This window comes from Pseudomonas tremae (genome assembly GCF_023278125.1).
GTDB lineage: Bacteria > Pseudomonadota > Gammaproteobacteria > Pseudomonadales > Pseudomonadaceae > Aquipseudomonas > Aquipseudomonas tremae.
In genome coordinates, this window is the sequence record NZ_CP066270.1 from 3,681,045 (window position 1) to 3,699,132 (window position 18,088).

General features: G+C 59.2%; 17 protein-coding genes and 1 pseudogene. All 18 read right to left on the bottom strand.

Annotated features, from left to right (window positions below; all coding sequences use genetic code 11):
* Positions 1-19: 19 nt before the first annotated feature.
* The 18 genes and pseudogenes from purF to mltG all read right to left on the bottom strand — a co-directional run bounded on the left by purF (position 20) and on the right by mltG (position 18,088).
* On the bottom strand, positions 20-1,528 hold the full coding sequence (gene purF, locus I9H09_RS16610; protein WP_005892270.1) for an amidophosphoribosyltransferase: 1,509 nt from the start codon (positions 1,526-1,528) through the stop codon (positions 20-22).
* A gap of 12 nt (positions 1,529-1,540) precedes the next feature.
* A complete protein-coding gene (locus I9H09_RS16615) occupies positions 1,541-2,128 on the bottom strand; it encodes a CvpA family protein (RefSeq protein ID WP_024670215.1) in 588 nt (195 codons plus the stop codon).
* Positions 2,129-2,246: 118 nt separating this feature from the next.
* Complete coding sequence (locus tag I9H09_RS16620; protein WP_122347889.1) at positions 2,247-2,906, bottom strand: SPOR domain-containing protein; 660 nt, start codon at positions 2,904-2,906, stop codon at positions 2,247-2,249.
* Positions 2,890-4,194, bottom strand: coding sequence for a bifunctional tetrahydrofolate synthase/dihydrofolate synthase (folC, locus tag I9H09_RS16625; protein ID WP_122312506.1), 1,305 nt, complete (start codon positions 4,192-4,194; stop codon positions 2,890-2,892). The genes I9H09_RS16620 and folC overlap by 17 nt, the downstream gene beginning before the upstream one ends.
* The gene (gene accD / locus I9H09_RS16630; protein WP_024670212.1) at positions 4,191-5,111 is read right to left on the bottom strand and encodes an acetyl-CoA carboxylase, carboxyltransferase subunit beta; all 921 of its coding nucleotides are present in this window, start codon (positions 5,109-5,111) and stop codon (positions 4,191-4,193) included. The genes folC and accD overlap by 4 nt, the downstream gene beginning before the upstream one ends.
* 246 nt (positions 5,112-5,357) lie before the next feature.
* Positions 5,358-5,978 carry a phosphoribosylanthranilate isomerase gene (locus I9H09_RS16635; protein ID WP_122347890.1) on the bottom strand — a complete coding sequence of 207 codons (621 nt, stop codon included), beginning with the start codon at positions 5,976-5,978 and terminating at the stop codon, positions 5,358-5,360.
* Positions 5,979-6,038: 60 nt separating this feature from the next.
* On the bottom strand, positions 6,039-6,863 hold the full coding sequence (truA, locus tag I9H09_RS16640; protein ID WP_032618904.1) for a tRNA pseudouridine(38-40) synthase TruA: 825 nt from the start codon (positions 6,861-6,863) through the stop codon (positions 6,039-6,041).
* A 159-nt stretch (positions 6,864-7,022) separates the two neighbouring features.
* Complete coding sequence (locus tag I9H09_RS16645) at positions 7,023-9,854, bottom strand: FimV/HubP family polar landmark protein (protein WP_236502392.1); 2,832 nt, start codon at positions 9,852-9,854, stop codon at positions 7,023-7,025.
* Positions 9,855-9,963: 109 nt separating this feature from the next.
* A pseudogene (locus tag I9H09_RS16650) lies at positions 9,964-10,978 on the bottom strand (aspartate-semialdehyde dehydrogenase).
* An 84-nt stretch (positions 10,979-11,062) separates the two neighbouring features.
* Positions 11,063-11,623, bottom strand: coding sequence for a DUF1285 domain-containing protein (locus tag I9H09_RS16655; RefSeq protein WP_005892255.1), 561 nt, complete (start codon positions 11,621-11,623; stop codon positions 11,063-11,065).
* 21 nt (positions 11,624-11,644) lie between these two features.
* Positions 11,645-12,247, bottom strand: a complete 603-nt coding sequence (locus tag I9H09_RS16660) for a DUF4823 domain-containing protein (protein ID WP_024670207.1) — start codon at positions 12,245-12,247, stop codon at positions 11,645-11,647.
* Between the two features lie 103 nt (positions 12,248-12,350).
* The gene (locus tag I9H09_RS16665; RefSeq protein WP_005892252.1) at positions 12,351-13,010 is read right to left on the bottom strand and encodes a TetR/AcrR family transcriptional regulator; all 660 of its coding nucleotides are present in this window, start codon (positions 13,008-13,010) and stop codon (positions 12,351-12,353) included.
* 151 nt (positions 13,011-13,161) lie between these two features.
* A complete protein-coding gene (locus I9H09_RS16670; protein WP_054997422.1) occupies positions 13,162-13,815 on the bottom strand; it encodes a LysE family translocator in 654 nt (217 codons plus the stop codon).
* 292 nt (positions 13,816-14,107) lie between these two features.
* The gene (locus I9H09_RS16675) at positions 14,108-14,893 is read right to left on the bottom strand and encodes a TatD family hydrolase (RefSeq protein WP_005892246.1); all 786 of its coding nucleotides are present in this window, start codon (positions 14,891-14,893) and stop codon (positions 14,108-14,110) included.
* A gap of 15 nt (positions 14,894-14,908) precedes the next feature.
* A complete protein-coding gene (locus I9H09_RS16680) occupies positions 14,909-15,265 on the bottom strand; it encodes a PilZ domain-containing protein (protein WP_005892245.1) in 357 nt (118 codons plus the stop codon).
* A 34-nt stretch (positions 15,266-15,299) separates the two neighbouring features.
* Positions 15,300-16,286 carry a DNA polymerase III subunit delta' gene (locus I9H09_RS16685; protein ID WP_005892243.1) on the bottom strand — a complete coding sequence of 329 codons (987 nt, stop codon included), beginning with the start codon at positions 16,284-16,286 and terminating at the stop codon, positions 15,300-15,302.
* Positions 16,279-16,911 carry a dTMP kinase gene (gene tmk / locus I9H09_RS16690; protein ID WP_024690479.1) on the bottom strand — a complete coding sequence of 211 codons (633 nt, stop codon included), beginning with the start codon at positions 16,909-16,911 and terminating at the stop codon, positions 16,279-16,281. The genes I9H09_RS16685 and tmk overlap by 8 nt, the downstream gene beginning before the upstream one ends.
* 19 nt (positions 16,912-16,930) lie before the next feature.
* The gene (gene mltG / locus I9H09_RS16695; RefSeq protein ID WP_122347892.1) at positions 16,931-18,088 is read right to left on the bottom strand and encodes an endolytic transglycosylase MltG; all 1,158 of its coding nucleotides are present in this window, start codon (positions 18,086-18,088) and stop codon (positions 16,931-16,933) included.

Below are 18,088 nucleotides of genomic sequence, written 5' to 3' on the forward strand. Positions count from 1 at the left end.
CCGCCCACTCCTTGTCCGATTAGTTGTTGTACAGATCGATGATCGCACTCACGGCCTGAGTCTTGATCTTGGAAGCGTCGTTGCGCGCGCTCTCGATCCTGTTCAGATAATGTTCGTCGATGTCGCCGGTCACGTACTTGCCATCGAATACCGAGCAATCGAAGTTATCGATCTTGATCTTCTTGCTGCCGCTGACCGCTTCGATCAGGTCGTTCAGATCCTGATAGACCAGCCAGTCGGCACCGATGAGGTCGGCCACGTCCTGAGTCGTACGGTTGTGGGCAATCAGCTCGTGAGCACTCGGCATGTCGATGCCGTAGACGTTGGGGTAACGCACAGCCGGGGCCGCCGAGCAGAAGTAGACATTCTTGGCACCAGCTTCGCGGGCCATTTGAATGATCTGCTTGCAGGTGGTGCCACGCACGATGGAATCATCCACCAGCATCACGTTCTTGCCGCGAAACTCCAGTTCGATCGCGTTGAGCTTCTGGCGCACGGATTTCTTGCGTGCGGCCTGACCCGGCATGATGAAGGTCCGACCGATGTAGCGGTTCTTGACGAAGCCTTCGCGAAACTTGACACCCAAGTGGTTGGCCAGCTCCAGTGCCGCCGTACGGCTGGTGTCCGGAATCGGAATGACCACGTCGATGTCGTGATCCGGACGCTCGCGCAGGATCTTGTCGGCCAGCTTCTCGCCCATGCGCAGACGCGCCTTGTAGACCGAGATACCGTCAATGATCGAATCCGGGCGCGCCAGATAGACGTGTTCGAAAATGCACGGCGCGTACTTTGGGTTGGCGGCGCACTGACGGGTATGCAGCTTGCCGTCTTCGGTGATGTAGACCGCTTCGCCCGGTGCCAGATCACGAATCAGAGTAAAGCCCAGCACGTCCAGCGATACGCTTTCGGACGCGATCATGTACTCGACGCCTTCATCGGTGTGACGCTGACCGAACACGATAGGACGAATGGCATCCGGGTCACGGAAACCGACGATGCCGTAACCGGTGATCATCGCCACGACCGCGTAGCCCCCACGGCAGCGATGATGCACGTCGGTAACTGCGGCAAAGATGTCCTCTTCAGTGGGCTGCAACTTGCCACGCACGGCCAGCTCATGGGCGAATACGTTAAGCAGCACTTCCGAATCGGAGTTGGTGTTCACATGGCGCAGGTCGGATTCGTAAATCTCCTTGGCCAGTTGCTCGACGTTGGTGAGATTGCCGTTGTGCGCCAACGTGATGCCGTAAGGCGAGTTGACGTAGAACGGCTGGGCTTCGGCCGAAGTCGAGCTGCCCGCCGTTGGATAACGCACATGACCGATGCCCATATGCCCGACCAGACGCTGCATATGTCGCTGATGGAACACATCACGCACCAATCCATTGTCCTTGCGCAGGAATAACCGGCCATCGTGGCTGGTTACGATACCGGCAGCGTCCTGGCCGCGGTGCTGGAGGACGGTAAGCGCGTCATACAGCGCCTGATTGACGTTCGACTTGCCGACGATACCGACGATGCCACACATGCGACACAACCCCTACTTAGTGGAACTGGATTTACCGAGCACATCCTGCTGTGGTGTAGACGGCAGGATCTGTTCCTTGAACGGCAGATCAGCGGGTATGCTGATGCCGCTTGCAAGCCACTTGCTGGACATCCCGAGAATCAGGTTTTTCGACCAGTCAGCAACCATGAGAAATTGCGGCACCAGCCTGGACTGCTGCCACCATTGATCCTGTTGTACCGGCCCCAGGCTTAACAGCCCCACCGCCACAACGACAAGCAGGCCTCCGCGCGCTGCGCCGAAGACCATACCAAGAAAACGATCGGTCCCGGAGAGCCCGGTGACGCGAATCAGTTCGCCTATCAGAAAGTTGACCATGGCGCCTACCAGCAGGGTGGCGACGAAGAGGATGGTACAGCTCGCAATGACACGGGCCGAAGGTGTTTCTATGTAATTGACCAAGTACTGCGACAGCCCTGCGCCAAACATCCAGGCCACTACACCTGCAATGATCCACGTCGTCAACGACAGTGCTTCTTTTACGAAGCCGCGTTTCAGACTGATCAGGGCGGAGATGGCGACAATTCCCAGAATTGCCCAGTCAACCGGAGTAAATGGCACGTTGCAGCCTGCAGACAGATAAGGCGGCGCATTTTAGCAGAGCGCCTGCCTGCCGGTAAGCAGCGATTACCCGCAAGAGGCATTTTCCTGTACGGCGACGCCATCAGGCGCCGGACGGTCAGCCCCGCTCAGGCTGAAAGCGCACCACGATACCTTTGAGCTTTTGCTGTTTGTCGAGCTGATCGCGCAGACGATCGGCCTCTGCGCGCTCTATCAGCGGGCCGACAAACACCCGATTAACGCCATCGGACGTGCGAATGTAAGCGTTATACCCTTGGGTACGCAGGGTCTTTTGCAGGTTATCGGCATTGGCACGGTTGGACATGCTCGCCAACTGCACGGACCAGCTGACTGACAAACCGTTGGCATCGACCCCAGCCGGTGCTGCAGGCTTGGCGGGAGCCGCTGGCGCGGGTGCGGGCGCAGTCACGGGTGCAGGTTTGCTGGCTGGCTTTGGCGCCGGCGCCTGTGCCGCAGGCGGTGCGCTCTGGGTGGCAGGAGCTGGTGCAATAGGCATCGACGGCGGCTGATTGCTGCTGCCGCTGTCATCCTCGCCCGGCACAGGCTCCTGAGGCAGAGCTTGAGGTTCCGGAACAGGTACTGGATCGACCTTTACTTGCGAGACTGCAGGGGCCTGAGGCGCAGAAGGCACCTCAACCTGTACCTGACGTGTCTCATCTTCACGCGTGAAGAGCATGGGCAGAAAAATGACCGCTACAGCGATCAGCACCAGTGCTCCAACCATTCGCTGCTTGAATACGTTATCCAGCAAAGCCATTTGCAGCGTCCTCATCGGTATGCCGGGCCAGCCATTCCAGAGCCTCGGCAACACAGTAAAATGAACCGAACAGCAGAATCTCGTCATCGGTCGTGGCGTGCGCGCACTGAGCCTCGAGTGCCAGCGCAACACTCTGATAGGACGTCACCCGAGCACCAAGGTTCTCCAGTGCCGAATGTAACTCTTCTGCGCTGCGGCTGCGCGACGTGGGAAGAGGCGCAACCGCCCACTCATCGATCACCGCCGCCAAGGGCGTAATAACGCCGTCGAGGTCTTTATCACTCAAAAGCCCGAACACAGCTAGACGCCTGCCGGAAACCGGACGACGGGCCATACGCTGCGCCAGAAAATGCGCGGCATGGGGGTTGTGGCCCACATCCAGAAGCAGATTGAGCCGCTTGCCTTGCCAGCGGACTGTCCGGCGGTCGAGACGACCGGCCAGCCGGGTTTCGGCAAGCACCCGCCCTACTGCTTCCGGTTGCAGCGGATAACCCAGCAATGCAAACGCCTGAAGCGCCAGCGCGGCGTTCTGCATAGGCAGGTCGAGCAGCGGGAGATTATGCAGTTCGACCTGCTCACCACCTGCCAGACCACGCCAGTTCCAGCTGTCATGCCCTGTCGACAGGTCGAAGTCCCGCCCTCGTAACAACAACGGGCAACCAAGCTCGCGAGCCTTAGCCAACAGGGGCTCCGGTGGCGCAGGATCACCACACAGGGCAGGACGGCCGGAACGGAAGATACCGGCCTTCTCGAACGCGACTGACTCGCGGGTATTGCCCAGGTACTCGGCATGATCAACACCGATACTGGTAACCAGCGCGATATCCGGATCAACCAGATTTACCGCATCCAGACGTCCGCCCAGACCGACTTCCAGAACAGCCACATCGAGCTGTGCCTGTTCGAATAGCCAGAACGCCGCCAGCGTGCCCATTTCAAAGTAAGTCAGGGTGACATCGCCGCGCGCTGCTTCAACCGCGGCGAAGGCATTGCATAATTCAAGATCGGTGGCTTCGACGCCCTGCACCTTGACTCGCTCGTTGTAGCGAATCAGATGCGGCGAGCTATAGATACCGACTTTAAGGCCCTGGGACTGCAACAGGGCGGCCACAAACGCACAGGTCGAGCCTTTGCCATTGGTACCCGTCACCGTGATTACCCGGCGCGCCGGACGCAGCAGGCCCAACTGCTGCGCCACCTGTCGGGAGCGTTCCAGCCCCATATCGATGGCGCTGGGGTGCAGTTGCTCCAGATAAGCGAGCCAATCGCCCAGTGACCCTAGGGTCATATCGAGGCAGGTGCCGGCGGAACAACGATAGGCTCGATGACCGGCGCGACGAAACGTGGCGTCGGCAGATTCATCATTTGCGCCAGCAGATTACCCAGGCGCGGACGAAGTTCGCTACGCGCGATGATCATGTCGATCGCGCCGTGATCCAGCAGGAACTCGCTGCGCTGGAAACCTTCCGGCAGCTTTTCGCGAACGGTCTGTTCGATAACGCGAGGACCGGCGAAACCGATCAGCGCCTTTGGCTCTGCGACAATGACATCGCCCAGCATGGCCAGGCTCGCCGAAACACCGCCGTAGACAGGGTCGGTCAACACCGAGATGAATGGCAGCCCCTCTTCGCGAAGGCGCGCCAGAACAGCCGAGGTCTTGGCCATTTGCATGAGAGAGATCAGTGCTTCCTGCATGCGCGCACCGCCGGAAGCGGCGAAGCAGATCATCGGGCAACGATTTTCGAGGGCGTAGTTGGCAGCGCGAACAAAGCGCTCGCCGACGATGGCACCCATCGAACCGCCCATGAAGGAAAATTCGAATGCCGACGCAACCACGGGCATGCCCAACAGGGTGCCGCTCATGGAAATCAGCGCATCTTTTTCGCCGGTCTGCTTCTGGGCAGCCGTCAGGCGGTCCTTGTACTTCTTGCCGTCACGAAACTTCAGACGGTCGACCGGTTCCAGATCAACGCCCAGCTCTTCGCGACCCTCGGCATCCAGAAAAATGTCCAGGCGCGCGCGCGCACCGATACGCATGTGGTGGTTGCACTTGGGGCAGACGTCCAGGGTCTTTTCCAGCTCCGGGCGATAGAGCACCGCCTCACAGGAAGGACACTTGTGCCAGAGGCCCTCGGGAACCGAGCTCTTCTTGACCTCGGAACGCATGATCGATGGGATCAGTTTGTCTACCAACCAGTTGCTCATGCTTTATATCTCCAGTACCGGTGTGGCTTGAACGGCTAGCCATGACACGCCAGCCGCACGCCCTCAGCTAAATTCGTATGGACGATGGTGACGGAACGGCGATCGACCCCTGGCCAGACCTGCACACCCCCTCACTCCGCTTCTTCACAACGACGACGGCGCACACAGGCACCCTCGCTTACTTGATTCGACCCGCATCTCTGGCGGAACAGGCTTATGGACGGCGGCCGAAGCGCAACCGTCACATCAGGAGCCCTGGACCGCACTCATGAACGCAAGGATCTTTTCGCGATCCTTGATGCCTTTGCTCTTTTCGACGCCGCCACTGACATCCACTGCATAAGGCCTGACCTGAGCGATGGCCTGCGCCACATTGGCCGAGGTCAGGCCGCCTGCGAGAATGACCGGTTTGTCGAGATAATCCGGAATCAGTGCCCAGTCGAAGGTTTCGCCAGTGCCGCCGGGCACACCTTCTACGTACGTGTCGAGCAGCACGCCACGGGCATTACGATAGGCACGACAGGCACTGGCGATGTCATCACCCGCCTTGACCCGCAGCGCCTTGATGTAGGGGCGATGATAGCCGTCACACTCTTCCGGCGTTTCATCGCCGTGAAACTGCAGCATGTCCAGCGCAACCGCATCCAGCGTCTCGTTGAGCTCACAGCGACTGGCATTGACGAACAGCCCCACCGTGGTCACGAAAGGCGGCAACGCGGCGATGATCGCGCGGGCCTGAAGCACGGTCACAGCCCGCGGGCTTTTTGGGTAAAACACCAGACCAATGGCATCCGCCCCAGCCTCGACAGCGGCCAATGCATCCTCTATGCGGGTAATCCCGCAGATCTTGCTGCGAACGGCTGACATATGTTGAAAACCTCAGACCTTTCGGAAAGTCCCGGATGTTAACAAATGCTTTCCGGATCGTCAGCCGTCCAATTCGGCAAACCCCGTAAGAAAATGCGGACCGACGTAGCGTTCAGGTAACGGGAACTCGTCGCGGTACTCGACCTGCACCAGATAAAGGCCGTAAGGATGGGCCGTCACGCCACCGGTACGCCGAACCCGGCTTTCCAGAACATCACGCGCCCATTCGACCGGACGCTCGCCGGCGCCGATCGTCATCAGCACGCCGGCGATATTGCGCACCATGTGGTGCAAAAACGCGTTGGCGCGCACATCGATCACGATCATCTTGCCATGACGGGTCACACGCAGATGGTGCAGCTGTTTGACGGGCGATTTGGCCTGACACTGCCCGGCACGGAAGGCACTGAAATCGTGAGTGCCCACCAGAAATTCGGCGGCTTGAGCCATGCGCTCGACATCCAGCGGACGATGATTCCAGGTAATTTCCTGATTCAGGTGCGCAGGACGGATCTGATCGTTGTAGATCACGTAGCGATAACGACGCGCAATGGCCTTGAAGCGTGCATGGAAGTTGGCGGGCATGACTCTGGCCCAGGTAACGCTGACATCATGAGGCAGGTTGATGTTGGCGCCCATCACCCAGGCTTTCAAGGAACGCTCGGCAAGGGTATCGAAATGCACCACCTGCCCGCAGGCGTGTACGCCAGCGTCAGTGCGCCCGGCACACATCAGCGATACCGGTGACGCAGCAACCTTGGACAGTGCGTTCTCGAGTGTTTCCTGCACGGTGAGCACGCCGGACGCCTGACGCTGCCAGCCGCAGTAGCGCGAGCCTTTGTACTCAACGCCCAGCGCGATTCGGGAAAAGCCCTCGGCCGCCATCTCGGCAGCCGGGTTATCTATGTTCGCCAATGTGGTACAGCCTGTCGGTTCGCGAAAAGTCGGCCATTATAGGGCCGCAGAAAAAACACGCTACTCACGCCGACGGCTGAAAAACAAACGGCCGCGTAAGCGGCCGTTCGAGTGGGGGGCAGGTTTGAATCAGACCAACCGCGAAAGCATCTCGCGCGCTTCACTTTTCTGCCCGTCATCACCTTCGGTCACAACCTCGTCAAGGATGTCACGCGCTCCGTCTGCATCGCCCATGTCGATATAGGCACGCGCCAGGTCCAGCTTGGTCGCCGCCTCGTCAGTACCGGCCATGAAGTCGAAGTCCGGCTCATCGTCCAGCGCTGCCGCGTCTTCGGCGGTAAACCTTGGCTCGTCGAGCGGCGGATGCTCAAGGTTCTGAGAAAGACGGTCCAGCTCGGCATTGACGTCATCAATTTCGGTCGCAAACGCCTGACTGGCCTGATCGGTTTCGATTTCGTCAGCCAGCGACAGATCAAAGTCTTCAGGCAGCTCTAGATCGTCGCTGATCGGCGGCACCGGCTTTGTCTCGACAGGATCGAGCGGATCGGTGCCGAGGCCCAGCAGGAAGTCATCTTCGTTCTTGAGCGCCGGGTCTTCCTCGGACAGGTCCAGGTCGAAATCGGCAAGTTCTTCAGGAACTGCTGCTGCGCGCGCTTCTTCCTGCTCGCGCATGATCGACTCAAAGCTCAGCTCGTCGTCGTCAGCCACCGCTGATATTTTCGGCTCGTCCAGCATCAGGTCATCGATGTCATCCACCGTGGAAACATCTGACGCAGGTGTTTCTTCGAACTCGTCGAGGCTCAGATCGAAATCGTTATCGAACGGATCCGCTTCCTCGGCAGGCGCAGTTGCCACCGGTGCTATCACCTCCGGCTCGACCGCTACGACGGGCTCAGGCTCGAGCGCCGGTTCAGTTGCCTCGTCTGCCGAATTATCAGCCAGCAACTCTTCGACATATTTGGCGTCGAGTTCAGCGGCCAATGCAGCAGCACTGGCTGCTGCAGCTGCCGCAGCAATGGCAGGAGCTGCCGAAGCCGGTGCAGGTTCAGAAGCCAGCGGCGTAGCGGACTTCAGGGTCGAGTGACGTTCTTCAAGCTGCTCGACCTCAGCTTCAGGCTTTCCCGCAGCCACCAGTTTACGCTCGTGGGCGGCGTAGGCTTTGTTGTTGCCCTGTTCGGCGTAGATTTCCATCAGCTTGAGGCGGATATCATCACGCTGCGGATCTTCCTTGATAGCCTCCTCCAGCAACTCGATGGCCTGATTCATGCGGCCATAAGCAATATGAATCTCGGCCTGGACCAGCGCATCGGCTGGACGCTCGCGAGTCGCAGCTGTAGCGGCTGCCGCAGCACCGGCGCCCATACGGACATTGGGCGGTGGCACATCAAGCCCGTCGAAACTGGCCTGCGGCGAATCCATGTCCATGTCTGAAACGAACTCGGACTCTTCAGCCAGCGCCCGCGCCATGCGCTTGTGCTTCTCGGCTTCGGCTTTTGCCGCACGACGGCGTGCCAGGAACAGCAGCAACAGCGCCAGGATCAGCAGCACAGCGCCCCCGACCAGGCCGAGCAGCACCGGATTATCGAGGATCTTCTGCAGCGTACTCTCATCATCTTCAGGAACGGCCACAGGCTCCACAGCCAGCGGTTGATCCGCAGCCGGTGTCGCCACCTCAGCCGCGCCTGCCGGCAACGCATCTTCAGGAGCAATCTCGCCAGCCGGCTTGACCGGGGCGCCATTGGCATCAACCAGAGAGGCCGGCACCGCTGCGTTGGCTGGGGTCGCAGCGTCAGGAGTGGCCGCAGGAGGCGGCACCGCAGCGCCAGCCGCTTGCATCTTGGCCAACTGACCGTTTTTCAGCTCGATGAGACGCTGAAGCTTGTCCAGCTGGCTTTGCAGATCGTTCATCCGGCTTTTCAGCTCGGCATTATCCCGGCGCGTGGTATCGAGCGCTTCCTGAGCGACCGCCAGCTTGTTGCCCAGATCACTGTCACCCGCTGCGCCTTTGGCGGCTGGCTTGCCGCTCGCAGACACCAGGCTGAGGTTGTCAGAAGCATCCACTTTGGAGGGCGCCGCACCGGCGCGATCACGCCGGGTGGCATCTACCTGACGCGGGCCTGCGGGTAGGCGACGGCCTTCGCGCCAAGCACTGTACTGTCGGGAAACTTCGGCAATCGCTTGAGGCTGTGGCAGTGCAGCGGTTTGCTGAGGTGTCGGCAGACGCAGCACCTGACCCTTTTTCAAACGGTTGATGTTGCCACCGATGAATGCGTCGGGGTTCAGCGCCTGAATCGCCAGCATGGTCTGCTGAACCGTACCGCCCTTACGTACCTTCGCGGCGATTTCCCACAAGGTGTCGTTATTGGCGGTGACGTATTGCGACTGTTTATCTGCGGCTGGCGGTGGCAATGCTGCCGGAACGGCTGCAAGCGTCGGGGCAGGTGCTTCGGGCGCCGGAGCTTCTGCCGACGGCTCCACTGTGGCCAGTTGCGCAGGTGCTGCGGGAGCCGCCGCAGGGGCCGGTGCCGGAGCAGCTGCAGCAGCGGCCGCCTCCGGAGAGTACTTCGGCGGGTCCAGCAGAAGACTGTAATCACGCACCAGTCGACCGTTCGGCCAAAGCACCTGAACCAGAAACTTCACATAAGGTACGCGCACCGGCTTGCTGGAGGTGATGCGCAGGACGCTTTTGCCATTAGCATTGATGACGGGGGTAAACGAAAGATCGTTCAGCAACTCCTGACGGGAGACACCCAACTGAGCGAAGTCAGCCGTGGTTGCCAGGCTGGGGACAATTTGCGCAGCATTGAGCCCCTGCGCATCAGTCAACTCGATTTCCGCTACCAATGGCTGATTCAGGGTCGACTTGACCGACAATTCCCCGAGCCCCAGCGCCTGCGCCATTCCCGATGACAGCGCTGAAGCCGCAGCGATTGCTAATACCAGTTTACGAACCTGAACCATAGCCCATCCCTTGTTTAAAGATTCTCCGATATCCGGAGAGGTAGTCCTGCATTTGGGTGTAAGGCGTCTCGCCGCTAAAATAATTGTTCAATGTGTTGCCAAGTATCTTTTACACATAATCTTTTATCAACAATTCGCCAACCTGCACAGCATTGAGCGCGGCACCCTTGCGCACGTTATCCGAGGTAAGCCACAGATTAAGCTGTTCCGCATCGTCCGTTCCGGCTCGAACCCGGCCTACATAGACCACATCCTGCCCCACTGCGTCACCGACCGGGGTCGGGTAATCACCGGCATCCACCAGTTCGACTCCGGCAGCGGCCTCAAGTGCGGTATTGACCGCAGTCAGATCAACCGGCCCGGCCGCGCGCAGCGAGACGGTAAAGCTGTCACCAAAGAACACCGGCACCTGGATGCAAGTGGCCGATATCTTAAGTGACGGCAGGGCCAGCAGTTCGCGCAACTCGGTGACCAGACGCTTTTCCAGCGGAAGGTGACCCGACTCGTCGGGTTTACCCACCTGAGCCAGCACATTGAACGCCATCTGGCGGTCAAAAAAAACGGGTTTCCAGAGGGCGGACATTGAGCAATTCAGTGGTCTGACGCGCCAGCTCACTGACGCCCTCGCGCCCCAGTGCGGAAACAGCCAGGCACGCCGTCACGCTCACGGACTGAATATCGACCAGCGCACGCAACGGGGCCAAGGCAAGCGCAACCGCTGTGGCCGCAGCACTCGGGCTGGCCACCAAGCATGGCGCGACGCCACAAATATCCAAAAGCGTAGCATTGATTTCAGGCACCACATTGGGCGCCTGTGCAAACGGGAAGGCGCCTGACAGATCGACAACCGAGCACCCCGCCGCTACCGCCTTTTCGGCGTAGCTGCGACTGATCGCCGGGCCAGCGGCAAAGAACGCCAGCCGGACTGTGCTGAAGTCGAACTCGTCGACTTTACGCACGCGCACATTCTTGCCCCTGAAAGGCACCGAATGACCGGCAGACTCGATGCTTGCCAGCAAGTGCAGACTGCCTACCGGGAAATTGCGCTCTTCCAGAACCTGGACAATGGTTTCGCCGACAGTACCGGTTGCGCCGACTACGGCGATATCAAAGGACTGGCTCATGCAAAAACCTCAGGAAAATCGGGGAGCGGCACTTTAACCGTCGTACTGCAAGCAAGCAATTCAAGCGACCAAATAGACTATTTTTCAAGGCTCGAGGCCAATCGGAAAGAACGTACCGTGACTCCAGACGCCCAGCCACTGCTGCCCGTCGATCTCGCGGGAAACCGCCAGATCGACCAGCTGATAGAACACATTTCGATGAATCAGTGCTTCCAGATTGCTGCGCACCAGTACATAAGGAGCTGGCTCGCCGGTATGCGGATCTGTCACTACCCGTAGAGGATGCTCAGGACCGGCCTCTGCTTCGTCATCGACATGAGTCCGAAAGCGCAACACCTGCGCCTCGCCCTCTCCCACCACCTCAAGGCTGACCGCGATAAAAGGCGCGTCGTCCACCTTGATACCGACCTTTTCCACAGGGGTGACCAGAAAATAATCATCCCCATCGCGCCGCATGATGGTCGAGAACAGCCGGACCATAGGCTTGCGACCGATCGGTGTCCCTTGGTAATACCAGGTTCCGTCGCGGGCAATGCGCATGTCGATGTCGCCACAAAAATCCGGATTCCACAGATGAACAGGTGGCAACCCTTTGGTTTTGGGGATCTGCGCAAACAGATCGCCCGCCTTGCTTGAATCGGTCACTCAACTCTCCTGCAGCCAGCCCTAGCGCTCAACGCCCAAGAGTGTACGAGCGTAGTCCTCAAGTGGCGGGCCGAGCAAATCTTCAGGACTTGTATCGTAAAGCGTCAGCAATCCGCCACGACTGCGTATGCGTGCGCTGTCGATCAGGTAACGGGTGCTGGTTTCGATCAGCATGAGCTGAATGACGCCACTGTCCACACCCAGCCGATCTACCGCCTCCTGATCAGACCACTGATCAACATTGCCGATGCGGTCATCTGCCTTGGCAAAGCGGGTGTAGAGCAAATAATGTGCGCCGGCACTGCGCGCTTCGGTCAGCGCTTCGTCCAGGCCTAACGGGGCACGGGCACGGCGGACCATCGGAAAGTATTCGACGAAACCCTTGAAGGCCTCCTCGGCCACCACATTGGGACGCGGATAGGCATTGCCTGGCGGCACGAAGGCGCCTTGAGCAATGTAGATGAACGAGTCTGGCTGCACACGCCAGTTGGCCGTGCGGCGGGTATTGCTGTGGTCGAGCAGACCTGCGTCGCTGAACTGCTCGCGAACACCCTCGCCCATGTCACTGACTTTCATGCAGCCGCTCAGCGCCATAAGCGCGAGCAGCAGAACCAGGCTACGCATCATCCCCTCCCAGATGCCGGTGACGGAAAACCGGCGAATGGTCGTCGGATGCAGCTTCCGCGCCATCTCTGGGCCAGAGGCTCAAAACCGCGACGCAGCGTTATTAAGCAGCGGGGTCGGGCTTGGGCTCTGCTGAAAGATCGATGTCGCGCTTGCGCTTGTTGCCCATGCGTACACCGATATCCATGAGGAAATTGAAGAAGCCCTCCTGATCCTCCAGCACGTTGCTCCAGAACGGCGAGTGGTACAGCGCAACAGCACCATGCACCAATGCCCAAGCAGCACAGTAGTGGTAGTAAGGAGGCACATCTTCAAGCTTGCCTTCAGTGATGCGGCCTTTGATCAGCAGCGTCAGGCGTTCGAAGTTGGAAGCGCGGATCTTGTGTAGCTCTTCGACCAGCTCGGGCACCTGATTGCCCTTTACCACTTTTTCTTCCAGACGGTCGAACAAGCGATAGCGCTGTGGATCACGCATGCGGAATTCGAAGTAGGCACGCGAGAGCGCCTCCTTGTCCTTGTCGACGTCGGCAGAATGCAACAGCTCGTTCAAGTCACGCTCATAGTCGAGCATCAGGCGAAGGTAGATTTCCGCCTTGGACTTGAAGTGCTTGTAGATGGTCCCTTTGCCAATGCCAACGGCGTCCGCGATCATTTCGACGGTGACGCTGTCTTCGCCCTGCTCCAGGAAAAGCTTTAGTGCGGTGTCGAGAATTTCCTGCTCACGGCGGCGAAATTCACGGACCTTACGAGGTTCTTTCTGCATGAGGAGGTCTGTCAGGATCGAAATCGAAGCCGGGTATTATGCCCAATCGGCGCTAAATTGCACGGATCATCGGTCCTTCCGGGTTATATCCATCCACTGGCAAATAACCTGCAGCAATTGATCATTATTCGGCCCCGCACTGACCAAAACGCTAAAGCGCTGGCAGTGAAGGCGTTGCTGCGACAAATTCCATGTACCCGGTGATGACAACGTACAGCGTGAAATAGGCAAAGATCAGCGCTGACGCAATGTAAGACCAGCGTAGCATTCGCTCCCCCATGAAACGCCCACCCTGATGAGCCAGCGCGCACAGGGAAATCGACCAGACCACACCAGCCGCGACAAACCCGGCCAGAAACGTCGAGGCACTGGTCAGATCAGAACCTTGCCGCGCGATGAGTGCGCCACCTACTGCCGCGAACCAGAGAATGGCGCTGGGCGATGACATGGCCAGAAAAATCCCGCGCAGGAACAGTGTCAGGTCGGACGTTTCTGGCTCGACATCAGCGCTCGCAAGGCCCTCGCTGACAGTGGTTGCGCTCATGATCATCCTGAAACAGAACCAGGCCAGAACCGCGGTTCCGCCCAGCCACAGCACATAACGCACGGCCTCGTACTGAAGAAGCACCGCCATGCCAAGCATGGCCAGAATCGCGTAAGTCAGATCGCCGACGCAGGTGCCCAGGCCAAGCCAAAGCCCCTTGGTAAAGCCACGCTGCATGGACAGGGTTATCATGGCGATGTTTGCCAGGCCAATATCCAGGCACAACGAAAGACTCAATAGAAACCCGTTGGAAAACTCCACTGACAACCTCGACCAGACCCGCAATGTTCGTTTTGGCGCACCGCTGCCCTCATCTGTTCAATAAGGACTCAACAAGCGCTTTGGTATTCCAAAACTGTTTAAAAAACGACCAGAAGGCGCTGGAAGACTGACCATTCTGGTCAATACTCAAGGCGCTGGTGCCTCATTCCCCCAAATGATGCACCTGCAAAGGTGCCAACGGACCGAGTGCCTTTGTTTTACTCCTAATGGTCTTGACCCGGTTTCACCCCCCCAGAATCCGGGTTTTTTTTGCCTGCAATTCGAGGCTTGCTCAGCGCTGAAGATGGGCCAGCGGGAACAGGCGAGAGAAATTGGCAGTGGTCTGCTCGGCGAATCGCTCGTAAGGCTCACCGCGAAGCATTGCCAGAAATTCGGCCACCTCACGCACATACTGCGGCAGATTTGGCTTGCCCCGATAAGGAATCGGGGCGAGATAAGGCGAGTCGGTTTCGACCAGCAGACGATCGGCAGGCACCTGCCTGGCCACATCACGCAGGGCATCGGCGTTGCGAAAGGTCACGATACCGGACAGCGAGATGTAGTACCCCATATCCAGCGCGGCCTTGGCCATTTCCCAGTCTTCAGTGAAACAATGCAGCACGCCGGCCTGAGGCAAGGCCGCTTCACGCAACAGGCTCAAGGTGTCGGCACGGGCACCGCGGGTATGGATGATGACCGGCTTTTCAGTGGCTCTGGCCGCCTCAAGGTGTATTCGGAAGGACGCCTGTTGCAGCTCGGCGGCTTCAGGTTCGTAGTGGTAATCCAGACCGGTTTCACCAATCGCTACCACACGTGGGTGGTCCAGCTCTTTGAGCAGCCAGTCCAGCGGCGGCATTTCACCCGGTTTGACGTCCAGCGGATGAATGCCAACCGAGCAGTCGACATCGGCATAGCGTTCGGCAAGAGCCTTGACCGCACCGGCATTGTCGGCGCTGACGCCGATACACAGAAAGTGTCCGACACCCCGGCCCCGGGCGGCCTCAAGGGCCGCGTCCAGGGAGCCATCGTGCTGGGCGAGGTCAAGGCGATCAAGGTGACAATGAGAATCTACAAGCATGGGCAAGGAACACAACTACATCGTATGGGTGGGACGATCGGACTTGAGAGCACCGACCAAGTGGGTTTCGATCAGATTGCGAGCAGTATTGTCGCCATCATTGAATTGCACGCCGACCCCGGCAGTACGGTTGCCCTGAGCACCTTTGGGTGTGATCCAGGTGACCCGGCCCGCTACCGGAACCTTCTCCGGCTCATCCATCAGATTGAGCAGCATGAACACTTCATCGCCCAGCTTGTAGCTCTTGCTGGTCGGAATGAACAGGCCGCCATTCTTGATGAACGGCATGTAAGCGGCGTACAGCACGGACTTGTCCTTGATGGTCAGGGACAGAATGCCGTTACGTGGACCCGTATTAAGCGGCAGACTCATGACAATACCTCTACGATTCCGAATAACACCGAGTCTACGCCTGTCCCGGTAGCCCTGCCCACTGCACCAGTAGCGCTTCGAGCAGCAATACCCGGTTGAGGTTGGCCTTAGACATGACTTTCTGGCGCTGCGCAAGTATCCAGTCCTGAATATCCAGCACCTTGCCACGTGTCGACTTTTGCGCCAGGTACTGAACAACCTTGCGCATATCACCCAAGCCCAGGCCCTCTTCGTCCTGAGTCATCTGATAGCGCAGGATAAGGTGAGACCAATCGCAGAACCAGTCGAACAGCAGCAATAACGGGATGTCTTTCCAGCCCTCGGCGAGCTGGGTAGCCGATTGCTGTTGCTTGAGCAGTTTTTTTACGCCATCCACCACCAGTGCGCGCTGTTCGCGAACGCCCTGAGCGTGAAGCGACACGGCCGCCAGTGGGGAGCCGGCAGCCAGTGTCAGCAGTTCAAAGCGCTCGTCCGGAGTGCAATCAGGCAACGCGCCGCTCAGCCAGTCCAGGCTCATCTGCTCGCCGGGCAGCGGGCAGGCCTGCTGCACGCAACGGCTTTTGACCGTCGGCAGCAGTCGACTCGGCTGGTGACTGACCAGCAACAGCACGGTGTTGCCCGAGGGTTCTTCGAGGCTTTTCAGTAAAGCGTTGGCCGCATTGATATTCATCGCCTCGACAGGCTCGACCAAGACCACTTTGCGTCCGCCCATCTGGGCGGTCTGGACCACAAAACTGACCAGATCACGCACCTGATCGACCTTGATCGGCTTGTCGGCCTCTTCTGGCTCAAGCACGTAATTGTCCGGGTGACTGCCAGCCAGCAGCAACAGGCACGACTTGCACTGCCCGCAAGCGTCAAGCCCGTCAGGTGCCTTGCACAACAGGCTGGCCATCAGGCGCTCGGCCAGTGCCCGCTTGCCGATACCGGCAGGACCGTGCAACAGGTAGGCGTGCGCGTGCTGAGCACGGCCTGCCATCTGTCGCCAGAGCGATTCCTGCCAGGGGTAGGCTTCAGCCACGTTGCAGCTCCAGCAATTGGGGCAGCAACGTGTCGAGAGAGGCCTGGACTTCAGCGAGGGTCTGCGCGGCATCCACCAGGCGATAACGCGCAGGCTCGGCTTTTGCCCGCTGCAGATAGGTGCTGCGTACCGCGTCGAAGAAGGCCCGGCCTTCCTGCTCGAAGCGATCCAGCCGGCCGCGTGCCGCAGCGCGCGCCAGACCGACTTCCACCGGCAGATCGAAGACCAGCGTCAGGTCAGGGCGCAGGTCGCCCTGAACAAACTGCTCCAGCGTTGCAATGCGCTGGTGAGACAGGCCACGCCCGCCCCCCTGATAGGCGTAGGTTGCATCGGTGAACCGATCACAAAGCACCACTTCACCACGCGCCAGCGCAGGACGGATGACCTCGGCCAGGTGTTGCGCACGCGCTGCAAACACCAGCAGCAGCTCCGTGTCAGCGCTCATGCTTTCTTCGCTGGGCGCCAGCAACAGCTCGCGCACGCGCTCGGCCAGAGGCGTGCCGCCAGGCTCACGTGTCAGCAGCACCTGCACGCCCTGGGCCTGCAATTGCGCCGCCAGGTAATCACGATTGGTGCTCTTGCCTGCACCTTCCGGACCTTCAAGAGTGATAAACAAACCAGTCACAGATAATCCTTAGTCTTTGTCATTGCGCATCAGTCCCGGATTGCGGTGCATCCGGCTGGGTCGTGACATCCGGCTCTGCAGGGGAAGGCACTGATTCAGGCGTCCCTGACTCAGGCGTTTCAGCTGGCGTTACGGGCGGAGCAACAGGTGCCGGGCTGGAGCGGTAATCTGCACGGCGCTTGAGCTGATAGTCACGCACGGCTGCGTTGTGAGCGTCCAGATCGTCCGAAAAGACATGGCTGCCATCACCCTTGGCCACGAAATACAGGCTGCTGCCGGGCACAGGATTGAGCGCAGCATGAATGGCTTCGCGCCCTACCAGCGAAATAGGTGTCGGTGGCATTCCGGCGATCATATAGGTGTTGTAAGGCGTTGCTTCTTTCAGGTCAGCACGGGTCAGCTTGCCGTTGTAGCGTTCGCCCATCCCGTAGATAACGGTCGGATCGGTCTGCAACTGCATACCCAGCTTCAAGCGACGTACGAAAACACCGGCAATCTGGCCGCGCTCCTGCGGCACACCGGTTTCCTTCTCGACCAGCGATGCCATGATCAACGCCTGATAGGGCGTGGAATAAGGTGCTTCCGGCGACTTGGCACGCCACTCCTCATCCAGCACTTCTTCCAGACGACTGTAAGCCTGCTTGAGCAATTCGGCATCGGTCATGCCGCGTACATAGCGGTAGGTGTCGGGGAAGAAACGGCCTTCGGGGAACACATCAGGATGACCGATCTTCGCCATCAGCTCGCTATCGGACAAACCTGCAAGGGTCTGATCGAGCTTGGCCTGCTTGGCCAACGCAGCACGTACCTGCCTGAAATTCCAGCCTTCGACCAGAGTCAGGCTGTATTGCACGACCTCTTTGCGCTTCCAGACATCAAACAACCCTTTGACGTTCATGCCCGGCACCATGCGGTATTCGCCGCTGTGCAACGACTGCCCCGACAGGTTGAAGCGCCAGTAGAGGCGCAGCCAGAACGCGTCGCTGATCACGCCATCGGCCTGCAAGCGATTGAGAACACCAGTGGGCGTCGAGCCCGCCGGCACATCCAGCAATTGCTCTTGAGCCACCTTGAGTGGTTGTTCCAGGGCTTTGTTCTGCTGCCAGAACGCGAAGCCAAGCAGTAGGCCGGCCAGGACAACGGCAGTTTCCAGCAACACCAGTAATTTTCGGATCAC

What these genes read in the sequence shown, in the direction of transcription:
- purF (WP_005892270.1), bottom strand. Translation starts at nt 1,528, where the DNA reads ATGTGTGGCATCGTCGGTATCGTCGGCAAGTCGAACGTCAATCAGGCG.
- I9H09_RS16620 (WP_122347889.1), bottom strand. Translation starts at nt 2,906, where the DNA reads ATGGCTTTGCTGGATAACGTATTCAAGCAGCGAATGGTTGGAGCACTG.
- folC (WP_122312506.1), bottom strand. Translation starts at nt 4,194, where the DNA reads ATGACCCTAGGGTCACTGGGCGATTGGCTCGCTTATCTGGAGCAACTG.
- accD (WP_024670212.1), bottom strand. Translation starts at nt 5,111, where the DNA reads ATGAGCAACTGGTTGGTAGACAAACTGATCCCATCGATCATGCGTTCC.
- I9H09_RS16635 (WP_122347890.1), bottom strand. Translation starts at nt 5,978, where the DNA reads ATGTCAGCCGTTCGCAGCAAGATCTGCGGGATTACCCGCATAGAGGAT.
- truA (WP_032618904.1), bottom strand. Translation starts at nt 6,863, where the DNA reads ATGGCGGCCGAGGGCTTTTCCCGAATCGCGCTGGGCGTTGAGTACAAA.
- I9H09_RS16645 (WP_236502392.1), bottom strand. Translation starts at nt 9,854, where the DNA reads ATGGTTCAGGTTCGTAAACTGGTATTAGCAATCGCTGCGGCTTCAGCG.
- I9H09_RS16660 (WP_024670207.1), bottom strand. Translation starts at nt 12,247, where the DNA reads ATGCGTAGCCTGGTTCTGCTGCTCGCGCTTATGGCGCTGAGCGGCTGC.
- I9H09_RS16665 (WP_005892252.1), bottom strand. Translation starts at nt 13,010, where the DNA reads ATGCAGAAAGAACCTCGTAAGGTCCGTGAATTTCGCCGCCGTGAGCAG.
- I9H09_RS16675 (WP_005892246.1), bottom strand. Translation starts at nt 14,893, where the DNA reads ATGCTTGTAGATTCTCATTGTCACCTTGATCGCCTTGACCTCGCCCAG.
- I9H09_RS16680 (WP_005892245.1), bottom strand. Translation starts at nt 15,265, where the DNA reads ATGAGTCTGCCGCTTAATACGGGTCCACGTAACGGCATTCTGTCCCTG.